At 42.1% G+C, this 26,047-nt stretch carries 22 protein-coding genes, 1 pseudogene and 1 other annotated feature; of the genes and pseudogenes, 21 read left to right on the top strand and 2 right to left on the bottom strand.

All coding sequences use genetic code 11. The features are described 5' to 3' along the window. Positions 1–76 precede the first annotated feature (76 nt). The 11 genes from nadB (at position 77) to yajC (ending at position 10,920) form a co-directional block, all read left to right on the top strand. A complete protein-coding gene (gene nadB, locus A374_RS11300) occupies positions 77–1,651 on the top strand; it encodes an L-aspartate oxidase (RefSeq protein ID WP_007202344.1) in 1,575 nt (524 codons plus the stop codon). Continuing rightward, complete coding sequence (gene nadC / locus A374_RS11295) at positions 1,605–2,489, top strand: carboxylating nicotinate-nucleotide diphosphorylase (protein WP_007202343.1); 885 nt, start codon at positions 1,605–1,607, stop codon at positions 2,487–2,489. The genes nadB and nadC overlap by 47 nt, the downstream gene beginning before the upstream one ends. Then, a complete protein-coding gene (gene nadA / locus A374_RS11290) occupies positions 2,446–3,549 on the top strand; it encodes a quinolinate synthase NadA (protein ID WP_007202342.1) in 1,104 nt (367 codons plus the stop codon). The genes nadC and nadA overlap by 44 nt, the downstream gene beginning before the upstream one ends. Before the next feature lie 132 nt (positions 3,550–3,681). Then, entirely contained in the window at positions 3,682–5,043 is a 1,362-nt protein-coding gene (locus tag A374_RS11285) for a LysM peptidoglycan-binding domain-containing protein (RefSeq protein ID WP_007202341.1), read from the top strand. Further along, on the top strand, positions 5,033–6,022 hold the full coding sequence (locus tag A374_RS11280) for a phosphotransferase (RefSeq protein ID WP_007202340.1): 990 nt from the start codon (positions 5,033–5,035) through the stop codon (positions 6,020–6,022). Before A374_RS11285 ends, A374_RS11280 begins: the two co-directional genes overlap by 11 nt. 73 nt (positions 6,023–6,095) lie before the next feature. Then, the gene (locus A374_RS11275) at positions 6,096–6,656 is read left to right on the top strand and encodes a YhcN/YlaJ family sporulation lipoprotein (protein WP_007202339.1); all 561 of its coding nucleotides are present in this window, start codon (positions 6,096–6,098) and stop codon (positions 6,654–6,656) included. Positions 6,657–6,783: 127 nt separating this feature from the next. After that, on the top strand, positions 6,784–7,377 hold the full coding sequence (ruvA, locus tag A374_RS11270; protein WP_007202338.1) for a Holliday junction branch migration protein RuvA: 594 nt from the start codon (positions 6,784–6,786) through the stop codon (positions 7,375–7,377). A gap of 14 nt (positions 7,378–7,391) precedes the next feature. Beyond that, positions 7,392–8,390, top strand: coding sequence for a Holliday junction branch migration DNA helicase RuvB (gene ruvB, locus A374_RS11265; protein WP_007202337.1), 999 nt, complete (start codon positions 7,392–7,394; stop codon positions 8,388–8,390). Between the two features lie 34 nt (positions 8,391–8,424). Further along, positions 8,425–9,468, top strand: a complete 1,044-nt coding sequence (gene queA / locus A374_RS11260; protein ID WP_007202336.1) for a tRNA preQ1(34) S-adenosylmethionine ribosyltransferase-isomerase QueA — start codon at positions 8,425–8,427, stop codon at positions 9,466–9,468. Next, positions 9,465–10,607: a tRNA guanosine(34) transglycosylase Tgt gene (tgt, locus tag A374_RS11255; protein ID WP_007202335.1), complete on the top strand. Its 1,143-nt coding sequence runs from the start codon at positions 9,465–9,467 to the stop codon at positions 10,605–10,607. Before queA ends, tgt begins: the two co-directional genes overlap by 4 nt. 37 nt (positions 10,608–10,644) lie before the next feature. Next, positions 10,645–10,920 (top strand): preprotein translocase subunit YajC, encoded by a 276-nt coding sequence (gene yajC, locus A374_RS11250; RefSeq protein ID WP_007202334.1) that lies wholly within the window; start codon positions 10,645–10,647, stop codon positions 10,918–10,920. Positions 10,921–10,978: 58 nt separating this feature from the next. Here yajC and A374_RS11245 read toward each other — a convergent pair whose 3' ends face one another. Beyond that, positions 10,979–11,353: a TIGR04086 family membrane protein gene (locus A374_RS11245; protein WP_007202333.1), complete on the bottom strand. Its 375-nt coding sequence runs from the start codon at positions 11,351–11,353 to the stop codon at positions 10,979–10,981. Positions 11,354–11,503: 150 nt separating this feature from the next. Here A374_RS11245 and A374_RS11240 point away from each other — a divergent pair, with 150 nt between their 5' ends. Then, complete coding sequence (locus tag A374_RS11240; RefSeq protein ID WP_007202332.1) at positions 11,504–12,169, top strand: DUF421 domain-containing protein; 666 nt, start codon at positions 11,504–11,506, stop codon at positions 12,167–12,169. 85 nt (positions 12,170–12,254) lie between these two features. Here the strand turns inward: A374_RS11240 and spoVB are convergent, their stop codons facing one another. Further along, complete coding sequence (gene spoVB, locus A374_RS11235) at positions 12,255–13,805, bottom strand: stage V sporulation protein B (RefSeq protein WP_007202331.1); 1,551 nt, start codon at positions 13,803–13,805, stop codon at positions 12,255–12,257. A 119-nt stretch (positions 13,806–13,924) separates the two neighbouring features. Here spoVB and A374_RS11230 point away from each other — a divergent pair, with 119 nt between their 5' ends. The 9 genes and pseudogenes from A374_RS11230 to aspS all read left to right on the top strand — a co-directional run bounded on the left by A374_RS11230 (position 13,925) and on the right by aspS (position 25,973). Next, entirely contained in the window at positions 13,925–14,209 is a 285-nt protein-coding gene (locus tag A374_RS11230) for a post-transcriptional regulator (RefSeq protein ID WP_007202330.1), read from the top strand. A 137-nt stretch (positions 14,210–14,346) separates the two neighbouring features. After that, a pseudogene (gene secDF, locus A374_RS20650) lies at positions 14,347–16,570 on the top strand (protein translocase subunit SecDF). A gap of 64 nt (positions 16,571–16,634) precedes the next feature. After that, positions 16,635–18,971, top strand: coding sequence for a single-stranded-DNA-specific exonuclease RecJ (gene recJ / locus A374_RS11220; protein ID WP_007202327.1), 2,337 nt, complete (start codon positions 16,635–16,637; stop codon positions 18,969–18,971). A gap of 17 nt (positions 18,972–18,988) precedes the next feature. After that, positions 18,989–19,501, top strand: coding sequence for an adenine phosphoribosyltransferase (locus tag A374_RS11215; RefSeq protein ID WP_007202326.1), 513 nt, complete (start codon positions 18,989–18,991; stop codon positions 19,499–19,501). A gap of 159 nt (positions 19,502–19,660) precedes the next feature. Further along, positions 19,661–21,841 (top strand): RelA/SpoT family protein, encoded by a 2,181-nt coding sequence (locus tag A374_RS11210; RefSeq protein WP_007202325.1) that lies wholly within the window; start codon positions 19,661–19,663, stop codon positions 21,839–21,841. 19 nt (positions 21,842–21,860) lie between these two features. Next, positions 21,861–22,301, top strand: coding sequence for a D-aminoacyl-tRNA deacylase (gene dtd / locus A374_RS11205; protein ID WP_007202324.1), 441 nt, complete (start codon positions 21,861–21,863; stop codon positions 22,299–22,301). Between the two features lie 69 nt (positions 22,302–22,370). Beyond that, entirely contained in the window at positions 22,371–22,538 is a 168-nt protein-coding gene (locus tag A374_RS20645) for a hypothetical protein (RefSeq protein WP_156793210.1), read from the top strand. A 60-nt stretch (positions 22,539–22,598) separates the two neighbouring features. After that, positions 22,599–22,837: a binding site (T-box leader), on the top strand. A 74-nt stretch (positions 22,838–22,911) separates the two neighbouring features. Beyond that, positions 22,912–24,180, top strand: a complete 1,269-nt coding sequence (gene hisS, locus A374_RS11200; RefSeq protein ID WP_007202323.1) for a histidine--tRNA ligase — start codon at positions 22,912–22,914, stop codon at positions 24,178–24,180. A gap of 14 nt (positions 24,181–24,194) precedes the next feature. Next, positions 24,195–25,973: an aspartate--tRNA ligase gene (aspS, locus tag A374_RS11195; protein ID WP_007202322.1), complete on the top strand. Its 1,779-nt coding sequence runs from the start codon at positions 24,195–24,197 to the stop codon at positions 25,971–25,973. Positions 25,974–26,047 lie beyond the last annotated feature (74 nt).

Here is a 26,047-nt window from a genome sequence, read left to right as displayed (position 1 = left end):
AACTCTTGTCATTAGTGTAATAGTATGTAAATATAAGTGTCAAGACACCTGTAAATTACAACTTGGAGGGTTTCCCATGAAACATGAATTTACCGACGTGTTAGTAATCGGTTCAGGCATTGCAGGTCTCATGACAGCCGATTTTTTACGAAACCATATGAATGTGACAATTCTCACAAAGTCAGCGCTCACCCATAGTAATTCTTATCGCGCACAAGGCGGCATTGCAGCTGTTCAACGAGATGAGGATCATTGGCAAGCGCACTTCTTTGATACGTTACAAGCAGGCTATTTTCATAACGAAGAGAGCATTACGAAATTACTCGTAAAAGAAGGGCCAGAAGCGATTGCGCTATTAGAATCGTGGAATGTTCCACTTGATCGCGATGAATGTGGCAAACTTGCTTTAGGACGCGAGGGAGGTCATCACGAGCATCGCATTGTTCATGCTGGTGGGGATCAAACAGGAAAGAAAATAATAGATACATTGCAGCAACGTGTGAAAGCACACGTCACATTGAAAGAATATGAGATGGTCGGAAATCTAGTAATAGAAGCGGATCGATGCGTTGGTGCTTGGACGAAGCATGCGAATGGAGAGGTGACGATGTATCATGCATCTCATGTCGTCCTAGCGGCAGGTGGAGCAGCAGGCTTGTATGAAGTATCCTCTAATGATCGCTCAATTACAGGCGATAGTATAGCACTTGCTTATCGAGCAGGTGCGCTTCTGTCTGATTTAGAGTTTATTCAATTTCATCCAACGATGCTTATGCAAGAGGGGCATTGTTATGGTTTGGTTTCGGAAGCGGTCCGAGGCGAAGGGGGGCGCTTAGTAACGAAAGACGGCAAGCACATTATGGACGGTGTACACGCACTTGGTGATTTAGCGCCACGTGATGTTGTGGCTCGTGAAATTTTTCGTTATTACGCTAACGGAGACGCTGTTTTTCTTGATATTTCAAAAGTGAAAAACTTCACAAAACGTTTTCCTGCCATTACAAAATTGTGTGGTGATGCTAATGTTGATTTGCATCAACAACGCATTCCAGTTGCGCCTGGTGCGCATTTTACGATGGGTGGTGTAGTGGCGAATGCATGTGGTCAAACGTCCATTGCGGGATTGTATGCGGTCGGTGAAGCAGCGCGAACGGGCGTTCATGGCGCCAATCGTTTAGCTAGTAACTCTTTACTTGAAGGCATTGTTTTTGCTAAGAAGACAGCATTGTATATTGCGTCTTTATCACGAACTGTAAAAGCAGAACAACGGCATGCGCTAAGCAGTTCAACGCAAGAGCAACCCATGGGTCCGTTGCCGACAGCAGCTGCCATTCGTGACGTTTTAAGTAAGGACGTGAGCATCGTTCGTGATGAAGCAGGCTTACAACGAGCGCTTGCTTTTTTTGCGCCGTATGAAGCGTATGCACCTACGATGGCGATGGATACAGTGACGCTTGAAACGTTAAATATGTTGCATGTAGGTAGACTCATCACCTTGTCCGCTTATGAGCGTCAAGAAAGTCGCGGTGCTCATTATCGAATGGATTATCCAACGATGAGAGAAACATGGAATCAGCACCAAATTTATAGAAGGAGAGAAGACGGTGAACAGACTAAAATTGCAAGAGCAGCTCAAAGTATTTTTGCTTGAAGATTTAGGAGAACGGGACGTAACAAGCACGGCCTTGTTTCATGAAGATGATCGATCGGCGGCTCGCTTAGTGGCAAAAGAAAAAGGCATCATTTCGGGCATGGCCATTATTAAGGAAGCATTTACCTTACTGGATGCCCGTTGTCGCGTGTCATGTTTTGTGAAAGACGGTGAGGAAGTCATGAAAGGGCAAGCGCTTGCAGAAGTAGAAGGCCCAGCCGCTGCGATTTATAGTGGAGAACGTGTTGTGTTAAATCTCCTTCAGCGTATGTCTGGCATTGCAACGTTAACCCACCAAGCTGTCGCTGCGCTTAACAGTAAGCATACGCGCATTTGTGATACGAGAAAAACAACGCCGGGTTTACGAATGTTCGAAAAATATGCGGTAACATGTGGTGGCGGGTATAACCATCGCTTCGGTTTATATGATGCTGTTATGATCAAAGACAATCATATCGCCCAAGCAGGTAGTATTACGGAAGCTGTTGCGAAGGTAAAAAAAGCAACAGGACATATGGTGAAAGTAGAAGTAGAAGTGGAAACGTTAGAACAAGTGAAAGAAGCTGTAGCGGCACAAGCGGATGTGATTATGTTTGATAATGCCTCGCCAGAAGTAATTACAGAATGGCGAACGTACGTGTCACCCTCTATTGTAACAGAAGCGTCTGGAGGCATTTCACTGGAAACGTTACATTTATTTCAGGATACGGGTGTTGATTATATTTCACTTGGTATGTTAACACACTCGGCAAAATCACTTGATATTAGCTTGAATTATTTGGGAGGCGTAAAAGATGAGCATTTTAGAAGCATTCAAACAACAATCACTTCTTCCTGAGTCTTACTATGCGATGAGTGAAGATGAGCTAAAAAAGCGGGTGCAGGCAGTAAAGGAAAAAATGGGGAAGCGGTTATTTATTCCCGGTCATCATTATCAAAAAGATGAAGTGATTCAGTTTGCCGATACAACAGGCGATTCGTTGCAGTTAGCGCAGCAATCTGCTCTCAATCAAGAGGCTGAGTTTATCGTTTTTTGTGGTGTTCACTTTATGGCTGAAACAGCCGATATGTTAACAACAAAAGACCAAACGGTGATTTTGCCTGATTTACGAGCCGGTTGTTCAATGGCTGATATGGCAACGATTCATCAAACAGAACGATCGTGGGAAAAGCTTCAGGCGTTATTTGGAGATACGATTTTACCGTTAACATACGTGAATTCAACAGCCGCGATTAAAGCATTTTGTGGTAAATATGGAGGCGCAACAGTTACGTCTTCTAATGCGCGTAAAATGCTAGAATGGGCCTTTACGCAAAAAGAACGGATGTTATTTTTACCAGATCAGCATTTAGGCCGCAATACAGCCTATGATCTCGGCGTTGCTCTCGAAGAAATGGCGGTATGGAACCCAGATACAGAACAGTTAGAGTATGAGGGGGACGTTGAAAAGATTAAAGTGATTTTATGGAAGGGACATTGCTCCGTTCATGAAAAATTCACCGTAGAAAATATTGCTGCACTTCGTGAGAGCGATCCTGCTATGAAGATTATTGTGCACCCAGAGTGTAGCCATGAAGTTGTGCAAAAGGCAGATTATAATGGCTCTACTCATTATATTATTCAAATGATTGAAAAGGCGGCAAGTGGTACGAAATGGGCCATTGGCACCGAAATGAATTTAGTAAATCGATTAAGAAAGAATCATCCCGATCAAGAAATCATCTCGCTTAATCCTAACATGTGTCCTTGTTTAACGATGAATCGAATTGATTTACCCCATTTAGCTTATGCATTAGAGCAGTTAGAGCAGAATCCAACCTATCATAAAATTACGGTTAATGAGGAAACAACTCACTATGCAGTAAAAGCGCTTCAGCGAATGTTAGAGCGCGTATAAGAGGCTCCCTCCTTCTAAAGTCATACAGTCGTTCATTTAGGCATACCTTTTTAACAGCAAGTTAGGTAGTAGCACAATGCCCAAATGTTCATATACTGTATTGAAATATTGGCAGGAGGGAGTTTTGTTTACGTGAGAATCCATATCGTTCAAAGAGGGGAAACGATTGAAAAGATCGCTAATAAATATGGCGTGTCCGTTCATGACGTAAGAAAAGCAAATCATGGTCTCTCGATGGAAAGCATCGAACGCGGAGATAAAGTGAAGATTCCGTCGTATGAAGTGCCTGTAACACGAGGGGAAAAGAAAGCACCAAAAGAAATGCCGAAAATGCCGGTGCAGGAAACACCAAAGCCGAAGCCACTACCTAAACCGGCCCCCATTTCCACACCAAAAGCTGCACCTGTTCTACCGAAAAAAGACGTTGAAATGAAAAAAGATAGTGAGCCAGCAAAGAAAGGATCACTATTACAACAATTGCTTCCTAAGATGAAAGGGAAAGAATCATCACACGTAATGCCTGTGCCAAAAAGCAAAGGGAAATTGGAATCGTCGTCTCATATGAAACTCGGCGAGCCGATGTTACAAAAGCAAGAGGTACAGCCGTCTAAAGCACCCGCTTATTTTTCACCTGAAATACTGCCGTTAAAAGAACCGCAAAAGCAATTCTTAAAAAAGGAATCTTCATCCATCGTGGAGCACATGTACGAAGGAGCACCGGCGATGTTCCAACAAACAGGGACAATTGCTCCACAAGTGTTACCAAAAGCAACGATACCCGCTCCAGCTCCCGCGCCTTATGGAAAAATGTTAGGAACACAACCGGCACAACCGGCACAAACGATGCCACCAGCTGCTGTAGCACCGCCAAACATGATGCCTGGTTCGCATTACATTATGCTGCCACACGATGGTCATCACTCTTGTGCACTAATGCCGATGGCGCAACCGATGCACCAGCCGATGCATCAGCCAATGCCCATGAATTCCATGAACTATGGTGGTGGTTATCAGCAAAGCGGTGGATTGGGCTATGCCCATATGGAGTCGTCTCACATGGCGCCGATGCACCACCCGATGCCGATGACCGGTGGCGGTAACCAGCAAGGAGGACTGGGTTATGCGCATATGGAGTCGTCTCATGCGCAACCAGGGCCACAGTGGACACCGACGATGCAAGCATATCCGGGAACGACGCAGCAACAGCAATGGTTAGAATCATCACAACCGTATCCAACTGGAGGCGGGCAGCCAGTGTATAACAGTCAAGGGTATCCAGGCTATCAAGGGTATCAAGGGTATCCGGGCTATCAGGGATATCAAGGGCAACAAGGTATGTCTACCGGTCAGCATCATTTAGAGTCCTCAAGCATGATGCACATGCCAAGTACGCAAATGTACGGAGAATATCCACCTCCAACAGGCCATAATCAAGGAAATCGTTTCCAAACGTACAACTTTGATCAAGGGCGAAGCGACGCTAATGAGAACTAACGGAAATCAGGAGGGCTTTAAAAAAAACCGGGGTTTTTTAGAGAGTCTTACGGAAAAAGGATTAGATATTAAAAATTACTATTTTGTAAAATATAATGTTTGTATTATCGAAACGAAAGCGGGTAATTTTGTTCTAAAAGGATTTTCTAAAGAGCGCGATTATTATGAACAGCTAAAGCTTTCAAGATGGTACAGTAAGCAAAATCATCCGATGATGGCAGTATATATTTCGTATCCATCTGGCTCAAAAGTCCATCATTATGATGGCATGTACTGGTGTATGATGCCGTTTTATAACGGCAAAGAACTGGATTTAAATGATGAAACAGACGTTCGTGAAGGCTTGCATACGATCTTAAAATTTCATGAACAAAGCGTCATTTCATCCGAAAAATACCATTCGGTGTTATCGACGTATTCGCTCTTAAAAAAGTGGAATAAACGATTAAATGCGTTTAAGAAAAATGTTCAGCAACAATCGTATCCTGAGTCATTGAAACCTGCTTTTGAAGAAATGCTGTCTTGGGGGAAATGGGCGTTACATCATCTTGATAAGAAGGAAATAGACCTGCTAGAAAACGCTGCACGCAAGCGTGGAGAAGTGTGTCATGGCGATGTGGCACCACATAATTTTATGCGCCTAGATGAACAAGAGATTATCTTAATTGATTATGATCTTTTTTCTGTTGTTCCTCATGAATATGACGTGTTGCAGTATGTTAACCGCATCATGCCCTACTGGCAATGGTCACCATATATACTGCGGCAATGCAAAAGTCACTATTTAGAACAACTTATGCAAAAGAAATGGTTTTTAACAGCGCTTGTATTTCCGACTGATTTATATCGAGAATGGAATCGGGCGTTTGAAGGTGGCAGGGAAAAAATTCGTGAAATGATAGCTTTTACCGATTCAGATTTACCAACCCGTCGCGCTTACATTCAAGCACTTCAATCGCAAATTATGCATCACTCATGATGGAATTACCTTTATATAACAGATTAAAAAGAGCCTCCGATTGCCATTCTAGTGGTGAAAGGAGGTTTTTCCATTGAACAAAAAAATCATTAGTGGTATGGCGGTTCTTACGTTAGCGTGTGGTCTTGTCGGCTGTAATAAAAAAGGTGCCCTTGATCGAAACAACAATAATGACGTGAGGCCAATTGGCTACTATTCCAACCATAAGGACAACATGAATGACGGCAACATGATGGATTATAATAATCAAAATGTCGTGTACCATAAAAACTATAATGGTGCGCTCGACAAAAAGATTACAAAACGTGTCAATCATATGCGTCATATAGACGATGCTCATGTTATTATTCGTGATAACAACGTCATTGTCGGATTTATGACAAGTGATAAGAACACACGTCACGCCGAACGAATGGTCTATCGCAAAGTGAAAGACATCGTTCCGAACATGAAAGTTCACGTGACGGCAAACCGTTCCATCGTTAGCCGCATTAAAAATGTTGATCTTGGGTTAACCAATGGTAGAGCTGCCGATGAATTCAAAAATGACTTCAAAAGCATTATGACGGATATCGGTAAAGCGGGCAGCAATCTCGGCAAAGCTGTCAAGCGTCCTTTCGAAAACAATCGTTAAGAGAACAGACTATTCTGTTCTCTTTTTTTTAGTTTTCATGGTGATTAGTCCCCATTTTGGATGGCGGTATGTTACAATACTCACAGAAACGTATGGTCGCTTTTTACATGTAAGGAGAGAAAGAAAATTGATAGAACATTTGAATGGAAAAATTACGTATGTGTGTGCAGGCTATGCGGTGCTTACCGTTAATGGCGTAGGCTATCAAGTGATGTGTCCCAACCCATTCGTATATGAAGTGGGTACAGAAGAGACGATGTATACGCATCACTACGTACGTGAAGATCTTATGGCATTGTATGGATTTCGCTCGCGCAAAGAGCGCGATTTGTTTTTAAAGCTCCTTAATGTATCTGGAATCGGTCCAAAAGGGGCCTTAGCGATTATGGCATTTGGTCAGCCGGATCAAGTGATTACAGCAATCGAAGCCGAAGATGAAGCCTTTCTTATTAAGTTTCCAGGTGTAGGTAAGAAAACCGCTCGACAAATGATTCTTGATCTTAAAGGGAAATTAACGCTTTTTGCAGAGGCACCAAGCGAAGGCTTATTTGCCATGGAGCCAGTTAGCGTATCCGAACAGCTTGATGAAGCAGTGGAGGCGCTTATTGCCCTCGGCTATGCAAAAAAAGAAATTAATAAGGTTCTCCCAGCGCTAAAACAAGAAGAATTATCGACGGACCAATACATAAGAAAAGCGCTACAGAAGCTAGTGAATCATTAGGGGCGTGATCTTTTTTGGATGATCGAATCGTATCCGGCAACTCTTCTCAAGAAGATGCATTTGAATTAAGTCTTCGACCAGAATGGTTGCAACAATATATTGGACAGCACAGTGTGAAAGAAAACTTAGCCATCTTTATTCAAGCCGCAAAGTTAAGAAATGAACCGCTCGATCACGTTTTATTGTATGGTCCTCCGGGACTTGGGAAAACAACGTTAGCCGCCATTATTGCTCATGAAATGGGTGTGCAATTTCGGTCTACGAGCGGCCCGGCCATTGAGCGCCCAGGAGACTTAGCCGCTGTTTTAACAGCGCTTGAGCCAGGTGATGTCCTTTTCATTGATGAAATACATCGGCTATCGCGAGCAGTGGAAGAAGTGCTCTATTCAGCGATGGAAGACTTCTTTATTGATATTGTGATCGGTAAAGGAGAAACAGCGCGTTCTGTACGCCTTGATTTGCCTCCTTTTACGCTAGTAGGAGCCACTACACGAGCAGGCTCATTATCGTCGCCATTGCGCGACCGCTTTGGTGTGCTTTCTCGTTTAGAATTTTATGGAACGCGTGATTTACAAGAAATTGTCGTACGAACGGCAAGTGTCTTTAACATGAAAATTGATGATGAGTCAGCGGTAGAAATTGCGAGTCGTTCACGCGGAACGCCGCGGATCGCCAATCGCCTCTTTAAACGGGTTCGTGATTTCGCACAAGTTGAAGGCACAGAAGAGATTTCTGTGGCACTTGCGATGAAAGCATTAGAGATGCTCCAGGTCGACCGTTTAGGTTTGGATCATATTGACCATAAATTATTAGAGGGGATCATTCACAAATACAAAGGTGGTCCTGTTGGTATTGAAACGCTCTCAGCCACCATTGGTGAAGAAACGCACACTATTGAAGATGTTTATGAGCCCTACTTACTCCAAATTGGCTTTATTCAACGAACGCCTAGAGGAAGAGTAGCAACCGCTTTAGCGTACGACCATTTTCAATTAGAAATGCCAAACTCATAAAGCAAAAGAAACAATGAAATCGTAGGAGAAGATCATGGATATTACAATGTTTGATTTTAACCTTCCGGACGAGCTAATCGCGCAAACGCCGCTTTTAGATCGCACCGCATCCCGCTTGATGGTACTAAACCCGATGACCGGTGAGGTAAAGCATGAAACGTTTAAGCATATTATTGACTATTTTCAACCAGGAGATTGTCTCGTTTTAAACGATACGAGAGTGCTACCAGCACGCCTTCTCGGTGAAAAAGAAGAAACACAAGCGAAGATTGAAGTATTGTTGTTAAAAGAAGTTGGTAACGATACGTGGGAAACCCTTGTAAAGCCTGCCAAACGCGTGAAAAAAGGCACGGTCGTTTCGTTTGGTGACGGTCGTTTAAAAGCGACTTGTGTCGATGAGACCGATCAAGGTGGTCGTGTGTTTCAATTTCAGTATGAAGGTATTTTTTACGAAATTCTCGATGCACTTGGAGAAATGCCATTACCGCCATACATTAAAGAACAGCTGGAGGAACGCGATCGTTATCAGACGGTTTTTGCCAAACATGAAGGTTCGGCAGCGGCACCAACAGCAGGACTTCATTTTACGGAAGAGCTGTTAGAAGCGATTAAACAAAAAGGCGTACATGTTACATTTATAACGTTACACGTAGGTCTTGGTACGTTTCGCCCTGTGTCAGTAGATAACATTTTAGAGCATGACATGCATGCAGAGTATTACGAAATGACGAGAGAAACGGCAGAGCTATTGCGTTCGGTGAAAGCAAACGGCGGTCGCATTATTTCAGTCGGTACGACTTCTACGCGCACATTAGAAACGATTGCTCAAAAACATGGTGACTTTACAAAAGCTTCAGGTTGGACAGATATATTTATTTATCCAGGCTATGAATTTAAAGCGATTGATGGCATGTTAACAAATTTTCATTTGCCAAAATCGACGTTAATTATGCTCATCAGTGCGCTCGCTGGGCGAGAACACGTCTTAGCTGCTTATCAAAAAGCTGTTGAAGAGAAGTATCGCTTTTTTAGCTTTGGAGATGCGATGCTCATTTTAGAAGGAGAGAAACAATCATGACCGCAGCGGTTCGCTATGAATTAATCAAAACGTGTAAGCAATCTGGGGCACGTCTTGGAAAAGTACACACACCACACGGCGTATTTGAGACGCCCGTCTTCATGCCGGTTGGAACATTGGCGACAGTAAAAACGATGAGCCCGGAGGAAGTGAAAGACCTCGGAGCGAATATTATCTTAAGCAACACCTATCACCTTTGGCTACGACCAGGTCACGAAATTATTCGTGAAGCAGGTGGACTTCATAAATTTATGAATTGGGATCGCTCGATTTTAACAGACTCTGGTGGTTTCCAAGTGTTTAGTTTAAGTGATTTACGAAAAATTACAGAAGAAGGCGTGCATTTTCGCAATCATTTAAGTGGAGAAAAGCTATTCTTAAGTCCAGAGGGAGCGATGGATATTCAAAACGCTCTCGGTTCCGATATTATGATGGCCTTCGATGAGTGTCCACCATATCCTGCTTCTCATGAGTATATGAAGGCATCGGTAGAGCGTACGAGTCGCTGGGCGGAGCGTTGTTTAGAAGCGCACCAACGTCCACAAGATCAAGGCCTATTTGGAATTGTGCAAGGGGGCGAATATGAAGATCTTCGTCGTAAAAGCGCGGAAGACCTTGTGTCGCTTGATTTCCCGGGTTATGCTGTAGGTGGGTTGTCTGTCGGTGAGCCGAAAGACGTCATGAATCGCGTGCTAGAGTTTACGACGCCTCATTTGCCAAGCAACAAACCGCGTTATTTAATGGGTGTGGGTTCGCCTGACTCACTTATTGATGGTGCAATTCGTGGAATTGATATGTTTGACTGTGTATTGCCAACGAGAATTGCACGTAATGGGACGTTAATGACGAGTGAAGGTCGTCTTGTTGTTCGCAATGCAAAGTATGCGCGTGACTTCCGACCGCTTGATGAGAAGTGCGATTGCTATACATGTAAAAATTATTCGCGTGCTTACATTCGTCACTTAGTGAAAAGCAATGAAACATTTGGGTTCCGTTTGACGAGCTATCACAACTTATATTTCTTAGTGAACTTGATGGAACAAGTGAAACAAGCCATTCGAGAAGATCGTTTGCTTGATTTCCGTGAAGAGTTTTTTGAAGCTTACGGCTTTAATAAACCAAATGCTCGTAATTTCTAAAGATCGCTCGTAACTAGTAGAAAGGGGTGAAACTAAAATGGGTTCTATTATTATGATCGTTGCAATGTTCGTCGTGTTTTACTTTTTGCTTATTCGTCCACAACAAAAACGACAAAAAGCAGTTCAAACAATGCAAGGTGGATTGAAAAAAGGAGATCAAATTGTAACAATTGGCGGCTTACACGGCACAATTGATATGATTGATGAAAACACAGCGGTAATTCGTTCTAAAGATGGCGCTAAGCTAACATTTGAACGCAATGCAATTCGTGAAGTGCGTCAATCTGCACCTGCACCAACGACAGAAGTGTAATCTTTTATAAAAAAAGGTTCAGCTCGAATTTCGAGCTGAACCTTTTTTGCGTACACTTTTAAGACGATGGGCGACTCGTATTCACTCCGAAGAGAGCTCCTATAATGCAGAGGACGAGAAAGATGCCATGATACATGTATTGTTCTGCAGAGAACGTCGTATGGTAGCCTAAATATTTCACGAAAAAGACGAGCAAAGAAAAAAGTAACGCTGTTCCTGTTCCGAGAATTAACCCTCGTTCTTTCCCTTTTCTTCCTGATAAAAAGCCCCCGATAAATAAAGCAAGAAAGGAACAGCCAATAATTACCCATTTAACAGATTCTTCGGTCATCGACGTGAATCGAAGAAGCAACGATAATAAGAGGCTAGCAATTAAAATCGTAGCAATAATTGCAATGACGCCTTTAAACATACTTGTTGCCATTAGTTTCATGAAAGTTGTCCTCCTTTATAAACAAGCCTTTATATAACGATATTCACGCTGTTTAGAAATTAATCCATTTTTTTCATGACCTTACAAAACATACGTCTCATGTTCTGAACAAGGATGGCTACACTATAAAAAAGGAAAGGAGGGAAAGTGATGGAATATTATACGATTATTTACCGAACACTCTTCATTTATCTCATCTTGTTGGGCATCTTTCGCATGATGGGTAAACGGGAAATTGGTCAGCTTTCTGTCCTTGATTTTATCGTTTTTATTATGATTGCAGAGATGGCAGTCATATCTATCGAAAATCCAGAAGAGCCGATGCTCAAGCATTTAACGGGGATTTTTGTTATGTTTGTCATTCAAATTATCTTTTCCTTGCTATCCCTTTGGAGTAAGAAGTTTCGGGAATTAGCGGACGGAAAACCGACCATTCTCATAGAAAAGGGGAAGGTTAACGATTATGAAATGAAAATGTCGCGTTATAATTTCGATGACTTGCTATCGCAATTGCGCGAAAACAATGTTAAAAGTATTGCTGATGTGGAATTTGGCATTCTAGAAACGACTGGAAAGCTATCTGTTATTACGAAAGAAGAGTCGAGTCCACCTAAGCAAAAGAACGCAGCCTCACTCGTGTTCCCAGTCGTATTAGACGGAAACATTCAAGAAGAGCACTTAACGAAACTTGGTTTCACTCCTCTTTGGCTTCGTCAGCAATTAAAAAAAATAGGTGTTACCGATTTAAAATCCATTGCGATTTGTACGGTCGATGGCAATGGTTCACTGTATGTCGATCAAAAGGATAAAAAATAAGGCTGCGCTCACACTTCTTGAGAAGTTGAGTCGCAGCCTTATGTTTATTTCAATAGTGATTTTGCGTTTGTAAAAAAATAATGTACTACACCCAGCGCTTAAGGAGCGGGACTTGTTTCAAATCACTGCGCTTAATTAAGCGCAAGCAAAGCGCGAGAATGGTGTAGCATACGATGGTCATGACAAGCCCAAGACAGAGGCTTTGAAGCGGTGAAAAGAAAGGAAAGAGATAGCGATAGAAAAGATGAGAAATAACGCCTGCCCCGCCAATGGCAAGCACACTTTTCAAAAAGTCTTTTACTTGAATCGTGTAGCTAATGGCTTTGACAACCGTTGCAAAATGAAGCAGTGTCACAACAACAATGCCGAACACGATTGCTAAAGCGACGCCCATAATCCCGAATTCAGGTCGCGTAGCGAGTAAAAAGATGGCACCGATCTTGACAATCGAACCAATTAAACTATTCATCATCGCCGCTTTGGCTAAATCTAATGCTTGTAACACCGCTTGTAACGGCCCTTGAAAGTATAAAAAGAAAAAAAGAGGCGTCATCATTTTTACAAACGTTGCTGAAGATGGTGAATCATACATCATGTCCATAAGTGGTACAGCATACACAAACGTAATGACAGCAGACAGGCCACCGGAAAGCATGGCTAAACGAATGGCTTGATTCAGTCGATGTTCTATAAGACCGTATTTTTTATTTGCATTTGCTTCACTAATGGCAGGGACGAGTGAAACGGATAACGAATACGTTATAAAGGTCGGCAAATACAAGAGCGGGATGACAAAACCCGTCAGCTCTCCGTATTGTCGGGTAGCCATAATCGTACTTACTCCAGCGATCGCCAGGCTGCGTACAGCCACGATTGGTTCAAAAAAATAAGAAAGGGAGCCGATGAGCTGACTACCTGTCGTTGGTAAGGCAATGCCTAACAATTCAGAAACGGTTCCTTTGCTGCTTTTTAAGTGAGAAAAAAAGCCTTTGCGTACCTTCATGTTTTTTTTCATCTTAAACATGGAAAACATGTATAGAAGAGAAGCAAGCTCGCCAAGAATGACGGAAAGCATAGCACCAGCTGCTGCATACTGCACGCCATATTGCAGAAAGAAACCGGTTAACATAGCAACGCACGTAATGCGAACGACTTGTTCGATTACTTGTGAATACGCAGAAGGGCGCATGTTTTGTAAGCCTTGAAAATAACCGCGCAATACGGAGGAAATGGCAATGATCGGTACTACTGGTGTAATGGCGATTAACGGGTAAAAGACACGCTCATCGGTAAAGAAGAAAGTGGATAGGATGGGTGCAGCTAAGGCCATGCCTACGGTAATCACGATGCTTAAAAAACCAGTAATACTTAGTGATACAATTAAAATCTTTTTAATTTTTTGTCGATCATTGATCGCTGCCGCCTCTGCGATGAGTTTAGAAATGGCAATCGGGAGACCCATTCGTGTGAGCGTAATCGCAAGCAGCAAGGTGGGAACGGCCATCATATAAAGACCGACCCCTTCTTGTCCCATGACACGTGCAATAACAATTCGGTTAATAAAGCCGAGTGCTTTCGTGATAAAGCTTGCCAGAATAAGCAATAACGTTCCTTGAATAAGCGTTTGTTTCGACATACAGACGACCTGCTTTCTATCGTAAATGTCTCTCTTGTAACTCATGTATATGGACGTGCTTATACAGTCATGACAAGTAGTTGAACTTTTTTATGTTAAAATAAAAGGAGGCTACACTATTGAACGCTTCGGAGCTAGAACGCCTAAAGACGAAGATGGAAGGTGTGTTGCAAAATAAAGCGGAGGAATTTCATTTTTTTGGGTATGAAAGTGTTACACCTGAGGAAATATGGCGATGTACACTGTATGTTATGAACAAGAAAAAGGTAGACATGCAGCTGCACCAGCTTGCTAGTCAATTGTTAAATTTGCGCTTAACGGACTTTATGAATTGGTTAATGCTCGAAGCGTATAAGCGGGATGTAAAAAAAGAAGGAGGCGTCAATCAACAAGAAAAGATGTAAAGTTTCACAAACTTATCGGAATCAAATTGACAGAAAAAAATAACAATCGCTATAATGAGGAAGATTGCACTTTTCTATACATATGAACTTATTTTGGCGTGTAAAGTGGATCGGCAGCATGAAGGAGGAAAGAAGGAATGGTAAAAAAGAGCAAGATAATTACTTTTTTTATCATTTTCGCTGTGTTGGTTGGGATTGTAGGATCAACAACAACGGGAATTGTAAAAAAAATCAAACTTGGTCTTGACTTGCAAGGTGGATTTGAAGTGCTTTATGATGTGAAGCCTGCAAAAGAAGGACAAACAATTGACAAAGATACGCTAAAAAGTGCCGTTCGTGCACTCGATCGTCGTGTCAATGCCCTTGGGGTATCAGAACCGAACATTACGATTGAAGGAAAGAATCGCATTCGCGTGCAGCTAGCTGGCGTGAAAGATGAAAACAAAGCGAGAAAGCTACTTTCCACGAAAGCGCAGTTAACATTCCGTGATGTGAATGATAAAGTGTTGCTTGACGGTTCAGACTTAAAAGGCGGTGCGGCAAAAGTTACGTATGATCAAAACGCACCAACAAAACCGATTGTTCAATTAACGCTAAATGATGGCAACAAATTCGGTAAAGTAACAAAGCAAGTACTAGGAATGGGACCAGGCAAAAATCAGCTTGTCATTTGGCTTGATTATGCTAAAGGCGATTCTTATGCAAAAGAAGCAAAAAAAGAACAGCAAGGCAAGAAGCCAAAGTATATTTCTGCGCCAGCTGTTAACCAAGAATTAGATCAAAAAACGGTCGTTATTGAAGGACGTTTCTCTCAAGAAGAAGCTAACAATTTACGTGACATCCTTAATGCTGGGGCATTGCCAGTAAAATTGGATGAAGTGTATTCCAACTCTGTTGGTGCAAAATTCGGGAAACAAGCGCTTGATGAAACCGTAACAGCCGGGATTATTGGCATCATCATTGTTTACTTGTTTATGATTTTCTATTATCGCTTCCCAGGCTTAATCGCTATTGTGACGTTAAGCTTCTATATTTACCTAAACCTTTTAATCTTCTATTGGATGGGTGCCGTCTTAACCTTACCAGGGATTGCCGCCTTTATCTTAGGGGTCGGAATGGCGGTTGATGCGAACATTATTACAGCCGAACGGATTAAAGAAGAAATTCGCTCAGGAAAATCAATTATGTCTGCATATAAAGCAGGAACAAAGCGTTCCTTTGCGCCAATCTTTGATGCAAACTTAACATCAATCATTACGGCATCTGTTCTGTTTGCATACGGAACAAGCTCTGTTAAAGGGTTTGCTCTTGTCTTGATTGTCAGCGTCATTACAAGTTTCTTTACGAACGTTTATGTTTCTAGAATCTTGTTAGGCTTATGGGTGAACAGTAAATTCCTCAACAAAAAGCCGCGTTACTTCGGAGTGAAAGAGAGTGATATCCATGAGCTTTAGAAACCCGAACTTTCATTTTGATGTGGTGAAGCAACGAAAGAAATTCTTTCTTTTTTCAGGCTTGCTCACAATCATCGGTATTGTTTGCTTACTAACGATCGGACTGAAACTAGGAATTGATTTTGAAAGTGGTACGAGAGTAGAAATTGGCGGTAAAAATTTAAATGCCGAACAATTAAAGACGGATTTCAAAGAATTATCCTTGAAGCCTGACGGCGAACCCGTTATATCCGGTAAGAACAATGAGCGAGCGACTGTATCGTTTATCGGACAATTTTCACGAACAGAAGTGGCAAATGTAAATACGATGGTAACGAAAAAATACGGTTCAGTGAACATTAATACCGTATCACCAGATGTGGGTCGTGAACTCGCACGTAACGCGTTAATTTCTGTATTAATTGCCTCCATCGGCATCATTATTTATATAAGTTTCCGCTTTGAATGGTTAATGTCTATATCGGCGATTGTTGGGTTGCTGCATAACGCCTTTTTGATTGTTGCTGTGTTTAGCATTTTACGATTAGAAGTCGATCTTACCTTCATTGCCGCCGTACTGACGATTGTTGGTTATTCGGTACATGATACGATTATTACGTTTGACCGCATTCGGGAAAACATGAAGTTTACGAAAGTGAAAACGACTGCCGATCTTTATAAAGTCATTAATGACTCCATTATGCAGACGTTAACGCGTTCGATTAATACCGTTGTTGCCGTTTTAATTACGGTCGTGGCGCTCTTAATCTTTGGTAATGAATCGATTCGTAACTTCTCCATTGCCCTCTTAATCGGCTTAGTGTTTGGAACGTACGCGTCCATTTGTATTGCTTCACAACTTTGGTATGTGCTTAAAAGTAAGCAGTTAAAAAAACCACGCGTAAAAGAAGCAGATAATCAAGCCTAATAAAATCAATTGTCACCTCGTAACCTCTTATGTATAATGAGTAGGTTGCGAGGTGATTTTTTGTATGTTAAAACCAAAATCTAGGTGGAAAATGACTTCCCCTGATTCAGAAAAAGTAACGGAGTTAGCCTCATCCTTAAATATTTCAACGCTTGTAGCGAGTCTGTTTATTTCCCGAGGTATGGAAACAAAAGAAAGCGCAGAGCGGTTTTTACAAAACAATAGTAATGATTTCTATGATCCCTTTCTACTAGATGGGATGCAGGAAACGATTGAGCGTCTCGAGCGAGCAATCGCTCGTCAGGAAAAGATTCTTGTGTTTGGAGATTATGATGCAGACGGCGTAAGCAGTACGTCTGTGATGATTTATGCGCTTAGAGAGGCCGGTGCGCTGTTCGATTACTACATACCGAACCGCTTTACCGAAGGATACGGACCGAATGAACCAGCGCTTCGCTGGGCAAAAGAAGAAGGGTTTTCTCTTGTTATTACGGTTGATACAGGCATTTCTGCTGTGCATGAAGCAGCCGTTGCCAAAGAGATTGAGCTTGATTTTATTGTAACGGATCACCATGAACCACCACCTGTCTTGCCGGACGCGTATAGCATTGTAAATCCGAAAAAACCAGGTTGTTCTTATCCGTTTAAAGGCTTAGCAGGAGTAGGCGTAGCTTTTAAAGTGGCACATGCACTTCTGCGTCAGCCACCGCTCCATCTACTTGATATTGCTTGCATCGGAACGATTGCTGATCTCGTGCCGCTGGTTGATGAAAATCGCATTCTTGCAAAAGAAGGCATTAAAGCGTTACAGCGGACGACGAAGAAAGGCTTACGAGCGCTTCTTACCGTCGCTGGCATTGCAGACGAAGTGCTAACGGCCGAACATGTTGGCTTTGCCATAGGTCCTCGTGTGAACGCAGCAGGCCGCTTAGATTCGGCTGTGCCTGCTGTTGAACTTTTTATTACGGAAGACGATGCAGAGGCAACACGTTTAGCGCAAGACATTGACACGCTGAATAAGACGCGACAAGGGATCGTTGCGGAAATTACCGAAGAAGCAATTGCTGAAGTGGAAGCACAGGATCCTCGTCATGAGAGCACGGTTCTCGTGGTGGCTAAAGAAGGCTGGAATGCTGGCGTAATCGGGATTGTTGCTTCGCGTCTGGTTGAAAAATATTATCGACCGACAATCGTCTTAAGCATCGATGCAAGTACCGGACTTGCCAAAGGTTCCGCTCGTAGTATTGAAGGCTTTGATATGTTTGAAAATCTATCAAGCAATCGTGATATTTTACCACATTTCGGTGGTCACCCGATGGCAGCAGGTATGACACTGCAGGCACATGACGTAGATGAGTTGCGCACGCGGTTACAAAAGCAAGCACAAGCGCAATTAACAGCAGAAGACTTTTTACCTGTTACGCGCATTGATGTGGATTGTTCATTAGCTGATGTGACGCTCTCAACGATTGAAGAAATGAATACGTTAGCGCCGTTTGGTGTTGGCAATCCAGCACCACGCGTTCGCCTACAAAATGTTTCTATTTCTGAAATGAAAAAAATCGGCACGCAAGCCAATCATTTAAAGATGACGTTAAGTGACGGACGCGCGAAGTTAGATGCGATTGGCTTTCAAAAAGGAGTGCTTTTTGAAGAAGTAACGTTCCAAGCGCCAGTGTCTGTTATTGGTGAGCTCTCCATTAATGAATGGAATGGCTATCGTAAACCGCAGCTCATGCTGCAAGATATGAGGGTCGATCAGTGGCAGCTCTTTGACTTGCGCGGCATTAAAAATGTGCAAGATAAGCTTGCTATGTTGCCGAAACAGCAGACGTTGTTTTTAGCTTTTCATGAAGAAACGAAGTCCTTGCCATTGTTTGCATCCATTGCTGATGCAATTATTGTGCTACAAGATAGGAAGGAACCGCTCTCAGTAGAAGGCTATTATGTTGTCTTTTTAGACGCGCCCACAACGAGAGAAGAGCTGTTTCATCTAATTGAAGGTCAAGTACCAGAGCGAACGTACGTTGTGTTTTACAATGAAAACGAGCCCTTCTTTTCATCGGTTCCATCGCGAGAGCAATTTCGCTGGTACTATGGTTTTTTACACAAACGCCGCACATTTGCTATGAAAAAGCATGGAGAAGAGTTAGCACGCTTAAAAGGATGGACAAAAGAATCAATTCCTTTCATGTCACAAGTGTTTTCTGAACTGGAATTTGTTACAATAGAGGATGGTGTTATTACTATCCATGACCGGCCTGAGAAAAAAGACTTAACGCATTCAACAACTTATCGAAATACGGTAGAACAAAGAGAAGTTGAAAATCAGCTCATTTATTCTTCCTATCAAGAGTTAAAGAATAGTTTAGAGCACTATATTAATCGGACTCAGGCTTAATACAGGAGGACAAGAAGATGGATTACAAACAATATATTTCTGTCGTAGAAGATTTCCCAATGGAGGGAATTCGCTTTAAAGATATTACGACGCTCATGCAAAATGGTGAAGTGTATGCGAAAGCGGTTGACGATATTGCGGAATATGCGAAACAACAAAATGTAGATGTCATCGTTGGGCCAGAAGCACGTGGCTTTATCGTTGGATGTCCAGTTGCTTACAAGCTTGGCTTAGGCTTTGTTCCTGTGCGTAAAGAAGGTAAGTTGCCACGTGAAACGGTAAAAGTAGGCTACGGCTTAGAATATGGTAAAGATGTACTTACCATGCATAAAGACGCGATTAAACCAGGTCAACGCGTATTAATTACAGATGACTTGTTAGCAACAGGTGGAACAATTGATGCGACGATCCAGCTTATTGAAGAATTAGGTGGCGTGATTGCCGGAATCGCTTTCATGATTGAATTAACATACTTAGATGGACGTGCTAAATTAAAAGGGCATGATATCTTCACGTTAACGCAATATTAATCTATAGAGAAAGAGTGCTCGTCATTTGGTGAGTACTCTTTCTTTTTTAGAAGGGCTTACAATGAAAGGGAATTCGACAATTTTCGTTTTTTACTGGACATCATCGTTTTTTTTCATGATAATAGAATCAATATACAATTTTTTACCTAAGGTGATTTCATGACAATAGATGAAGTGTTGCAAAATGCAAGAAGCTATCTTGCCGAAGAAGACATTGAGTTTTTAAATGATGCGTACGAATATGCGAAGGATGCTCATGAGGGGCAGTTCCGGAAATCTGGGGAACCGTATATTCAACACCCAATAGAAGTAGCCGGCATTCTTGTTGGATTGCAAATGGATCCTGTGACGGTTGCAGCTGGGTTTCTTCATGATGTCGTGGAGGATACCCCGATCACTCTAAAGGACATAAGTGACCGGTTCAATGAAGAAGTGGCGATGCTTGTTGATGGCGTAACGAAGCTTAAGAAGATTAAATTCAAATCAAAAGAAGAACAGCAGGCGGAAAATCATCGCAAAATGTTCGTAGCGATGGCACAGGACATTCGCTGTATCTTAATTAAGCTGGCGGACCGTTTGCACAACATGCGCACGCTAAAGCATATGACCAAAGAAAAACAGATTCAAAAAGCCAATGAAACATTAGAAATTTTTGCACCACTTGCTCACCGTCTCGGAATTTCCACGATTAAATGGGAACTAGAGGACGTTTCGTTACGGTATTTAAATCCGCAGCAATATTATCGGATTGTTAATCTCATGAAACAAAAGCGTGCTGAACGTGAGCAATACGTTCAAGAAGTAATGAATGAAATCGAAAACCGTCTCACTGAAGTACAGATTAAAGCGGATATTTCTGGAAGACCGAAACATATCTATAGCATTTATCGGAAGATGGTTAAACAAAATAAACAGTTTAATGAAATTTATGATCTTTTAGCGGTACGGGTAATTGTTCATAACATAAAAGACTGCTATGCAGCGCTTGGTATTATTCATACAGCATGGAAGCCGATGCCAGGTCGCTTTAAAGATTATATTGCAATGCCAAAGGCAAATATGTATCAGTCGCTTCATACGACCGTTATTGGACCAAAGGGTGATCCGCTTGAAGTGCAAATTCGTACGGGCGATATGCACCGTGTCGCTGAATACGGGATAGCGGCTCACTGGGCGTATAAAGAAGAGGCTAAAAAAGCGCCGAGTGATACGTTTGAGAATAAACTTTCTTGGTTCCGAGAAATATTAGAATGGCAAAATGATGTGGCGGATGCGGAAGAGTTTATGGAATCCTTAAAGGTCGATTTGTTTTCTGATATGGTATTTGTCTTTACACCAAAAGGCGATGTCATTGAATTGCCGGCCGGCTCTGTTCCGCTTGATTTTGCGTATCGCATTCATACTGAAATTGGCAATCGCTGTATTGGCGCCAAAGTTAACGGCAAAATGGTGACGCTCGATTATAAGTTAAAGACCGGTGATATTATAGAAATTATGACGAGCAAGCATTCATATGGTCCGAGTCAAGACTGGCTAAAAATTACGCAAAGCTCACATGCCAAAAATAAAATTCGTCAGTTTTTCAAACGCGAGCGCCGAGATGAAAATGTCGCAAAAGGAAAAGAAATTATTGAGCGTGAAGTTATAAATAGAGGCTTTGAGTTAAAAGACGTCTTTACCTCTGATAACTTGCAGATGATTGTACGCAAATATAATTTTTCCAATGAAGAAGATATGTACGCGGCGGTCGGCTATAACGGAATTAATGGCGCACAAATTGCGACGCGCTTAACCGATAAGCTACGCCGTAAAAAAGACCAAGAGCAAGAGAATAAAGAAATTCTAGAAGCGGTTGGCGAATCGAAAAGCTTACCAACACCAAAGAAAACTGATTCAGGCATTGTCGTTAAAGGCATTGATAATTTATTAATTCGCTTAGCGAAATGTTGTAACCCGGTACCAGGGGATGACATTGTTGGCTATATAACGAAAGGCCGAGGAGTGTCTGTTCACCGTCAAGATTGTGTGAATGTCACGACAACTGATGTGAAAGCGCGGTTACTTCCTGTAGAGTGGGAAGGCAGTATTGAAAAGCCAAAAAGTTATAATGTAGACATAGAAATTAACGGGTTTGATCGCCGAGGACTGTTAAATGAAGTGCTGCATGCGGTTGGCGAAACAAAAACGAATATTACGGCTGTTTCCGGTCGTTCAGATCGTAATAAAATGGCAACCATTAGCATGTCGATTTCGATTCATAACGTTAATCATTTACAAAAAGTAGTGGAAAGAATAAAACGAATTCCTGACATTTATGCTGTTCGTCGGGTGATGCAATAAGTAAAGGAGCGAATGAACAATGCGAGTCGTTTTACAACGCGTCGATCATGCCTCCGTCACAGTGGAAGGAGAAGTCGTAGGTCAAATTGGCCGCGGCCTTCTTTTGCTCGTGGGGGTAACGCATGGTGATGAAGAAAAGGATGCTGCCTATCTAGCGGAAAAAGTCGCTCATTTACGTATTTTTGAAGATGAAGAAGGAAAAATGAATCATTCTCTGCTTGATATCGGTGGTTCCATCCTTTCTGTTTCACAATTTACGTTATATGGTGATACGAAAAAAGGAAGACGTCCTAATTTCATGAAAGCAGCAAAACCCGCTGAGGCAGAAGCTTTGTATGAAACGTTTAACAAGATGCTTCGTGAGCTTGGAATTGCTGTTGAAACAGGTCGCTTTGGCGCCATGATGGACGTTGAATTAAAAAACAATGGACCTGTTACGTTAATTTTAGATAGTCAGTAAAAAGTGTCATATTTTCTTTCTTTTTTGGGAACACTAACCATAGACCGAAAAAGAAAGGATGAGGATCAGTTGCAAAGAGGAAAGAAAGAAGAGCAAGCAGGAATGCAATGGATTGATGGCCGAAGCGACATCAATGATATCATGAAAAAAGATGTTGTAATGCGTGATGGAAATCAAGAAGCACTGCTTACGATTTCCATGCGAATGACCTCGTTTAAACAAAAAATCTGGCACTAGTTATAAAAAAACGTTGACAATAGTTGCAGACATGCGTAAGATAAAAAACAATTCATATGAAATTCACCATTGATGGAGAAAAGTAGCTAAGTTCCACATTCAAAGAGAGGAAATGCCACCGGCTGAGAGCATTTCTGAATGATGACTTTGTGAAAGACACTTCTGAGGTTTCAATTCGAACGGATTTTCATCCCTAAGTAGAGTTGAACGCTAGCAGGCGTTATTGCAAAATAAAGCGGAAGCTTGTGTTAGCTTCAACTTAGGGTGGCACCGCGGGTATAATAACTCCCGTCCCTATTCTTTCTTTTCATAGAAAGAATAGGGACGGGAGTATTTTTTTTATATGGGTTAGTTGATAAGGAGGATGTAACAAATGGGCTATCAAATTCCAAGAGGAACACAAGATCTTTTGCCAGGTACGGTTGAAAAATGGCAATATGTTGAGGGAAAAGCACGGGAAATTTGCGGTAAATATAATTACAATGAAATTCGAACGCCTATTTTTGAACATACAGAACTTTTTCTTCGTAGCGTTGGGGATACGACGGATATCGTTCAAAAGGAAATGTATACTTTTAAAGATCGTGGCGATCGCAGTTTAACACTGCGCCCAGAAGGAACGGCAAGCACCGTACGAGCGTACGTTGAACATAAACTTTATGGACTTCCACAGCAACCAACAAAGCTTTATTATATTGGACCAATGTTTCGTTATGAGCGTCCCCAAGCGGGCCGTTATCGCCAATTTGTTCAGTTTGGGATTGAGGCGATGGGTAGTGATGATCCAGCAATTGATGCAGAAGTAATGGCTTTGGCAATGGATGTCTATCGTGAGCTAGGCTTAACAAAATTGAAGCTTGTTTTGAATACGCTCGGCGATCAAGAAAGCCGCCAAGCGCATCGTGAGGCACTTGTTGCTCATTTTCAACCACGCATCGGCGAGTTTTGCTCTGATTGCCAAAATCGCTTAGAAAGTAATCCACTGCGTATTTTGGATTGCAAAAAAGATCGTGAGCATGAGTTGATGAAGAGCGCGCCATCGATACATGATTATTTAAATGAAGGTTCTGCTCGTTATTTTGAAGCGGTAAAAGCGACTTTAACGGCAATGGATATTCCTTTTGTGATTGATCCAACGCTCGTTCGTGGCCTGGATTATTATAATCACACAGCTTTTGAAATTATGAGTGAAGCCGATGGATTTGGAGCGATTACAACGTTAAGTGGCGGCGGTCGTTATAATGGTCTTGCTGAAGAAATGGGCGGACCTGCAACGCCAGGAATTGGTTTCGCTATGAGTTTGGAACGCTTGCTACTAGCACTTGACGCTGAAGGTATTACGTTGCCGGTAGAAACAGCGTTAGATTGTTATCTTGTAACGATGGGAGACGCAGCAAAGGCGCAAGCACCAGCACTGTTGTATAGCTTCCGAAAAGCAGGATTAAAAGCAGATAAAGACTATTGCGATAAGAAAATGAAAGCACAGTTTAAAGCAGCTGATCGTACGAATGCTAAATTCGTGGCGGTACTTGGAGACGATGAATTAGCGAACGGCGTCATTGCGATTAAAGAAATGGCAACCGGTCAGCAAACAGAGGTAGCTTTAACCGAAGCGGTTGCCTATATACAGGGAAGAATTTAAGGAGGAAACAAAAAATGGAACGAACACATCAGTGTGGCATTTTAACAAAAGAACATGTAGGGCAAGAAGTAACATTAACAGGATGGGTGCAAAAGCGCCGTGACCTTGGGGGCTTAATTTTTATCGATTTGCGCGACCGCTCTGGTCAAGTCCAAGTCGTCTTTAATCCAGCGGTTTCGCTTGAAGCATTGCAAACAGCAGAAAGTGTGCGCAGTGAGTTTCTTCTTTCGATAAAAGGAACGGTCGTTGCGCGCCAAGAAGGAACGATTAATGAAAATATAGCAACAGGTCACATTGAAGTTCACGGTGCACAATTAGACGTGTTAAACGCATCTAAGACACCACCATTTGCGATTTCTAATGATAACGACATTAACGAAGACATTCGCCTTAAGTATCGTTATTTAGACTTGCGCCGTCCGGTAATGCAAGAAACGATGAAAATGCGATACCGCGTAACAAAGCTTATTCGTGATTATTTAGATGCAGAAGCATTCATGGAAATTGAAACGCCGATGTTAACGAAAAGCACGCCAGAGGGCGCGCGTGACTATCTCGTGCCAAGCCGTGTGCATGAGGGTGAATTTTACGCATTGCCACAATCACCACAATTATTTAAACAACTATTAATGGTATCTGGCTTTGAACGTTATTTCCAAGTTGTGCGTTGCTTCCGTGATGAAGATTTACGTGCTGACCGTCAGCCAGAATTTACACAAATCGATATTGAAGCATCCTTTATGACACAAGAAACATTAATGAAAATGATGGAAGACATGATGGTAACATTGCTTCGTGACATTCGTGGTGTCAATGTATCTACACCATTGCCACGTATGACGTATGCAGAAGCAATGGGACGCTACGGCTCTGATAAACCAGATACTCGTTTTGGATTAGAACTTGTTAATGTATCTGAGATTGTAAAAACATCGGGCTTTAAAGTATTTGCTAGTGCAGTAGCAAATGGTGGCGAAGTAAAAGCGATCAATGTGAAAGGCGAAGCAGCGAACTATTCTCGCAAAGACATTGATGGTTTAACGGAGTTTGTAAGCCGTTATGGCGCTAAAGGTCTTGCTTGGTTAAAAGTAGAAGAAGGCGAATTAAAAGGACCTATTGCTAAATTCTTCGGTGAAGAAGAGCAACAAAGCCTTGTCGCAACAACGCAAGCAGAAACAGGAGACCTTTTATTATTTGTAGCTGATTCCAAAAAAGTAACAGCTGATGCATTAGGCGCATTGCGTTTAAAACTTGGCAAAGATTTAAATCTAATTGACGAGAATCAATTTAATTTCTTGTGGGTTGTCGACTTCCCGCTTGTTGAATTCGATGAGGACGCAAATCGTTACGTAGCGGCGCATCATCCATTTACAATGCCAAAAGACGAAGATCTTCATATGCTAGAAAGCGACCCAGCTTCTGTTCGTGCAAAAGCATATGACCTTGTCTTAAATGGTTATGAGCTTGGTGGCGGATCACAGCGTATTTACCAACGTGACATTCAAGAGAAAATGTTTAAAACGCTTGGTTTCTCAGAAGAAGCAGCGAAAGAAGAGTTTGGCTTCCTCTTGGATGCGTTTGAATATGGAACACCGCCTCATGGTGGAATTGCTCTTGGCCTTGACCGTCTTGTTATGCTGTTAGCAGGTAGAACGAATCTCCGTGATACCATTGCTTTCCCAAAAACAGCAAGTGCAAGCTGCCTATTAACAAATGCGCCGTCTGCAGTAAGTGAAAAACAGCTTGATGATTTGCACTTACGCATTCAACGCTCTGAAAAGACGCAAGCATAAGGAAGAAGAGCGAACTATTAGAATATTTTTAAAATAGTGTTCATTTTCTTGATTTTTAGAAATACGATATGCTA

Origin of the sequence: Fictibacillus macauensis ZFHKF-1 (assembly GCF_000269865.1) — a bacterium.
GTDB lineage: Bacteria > Bacillota > Bacilli > Bacillales > Fictibacillaceae > Fictibacillus_C > Fictibacillus_C macauensis.
This window is presented reverse-complemented; position numbering and strand designations above follow the sequence as displayed.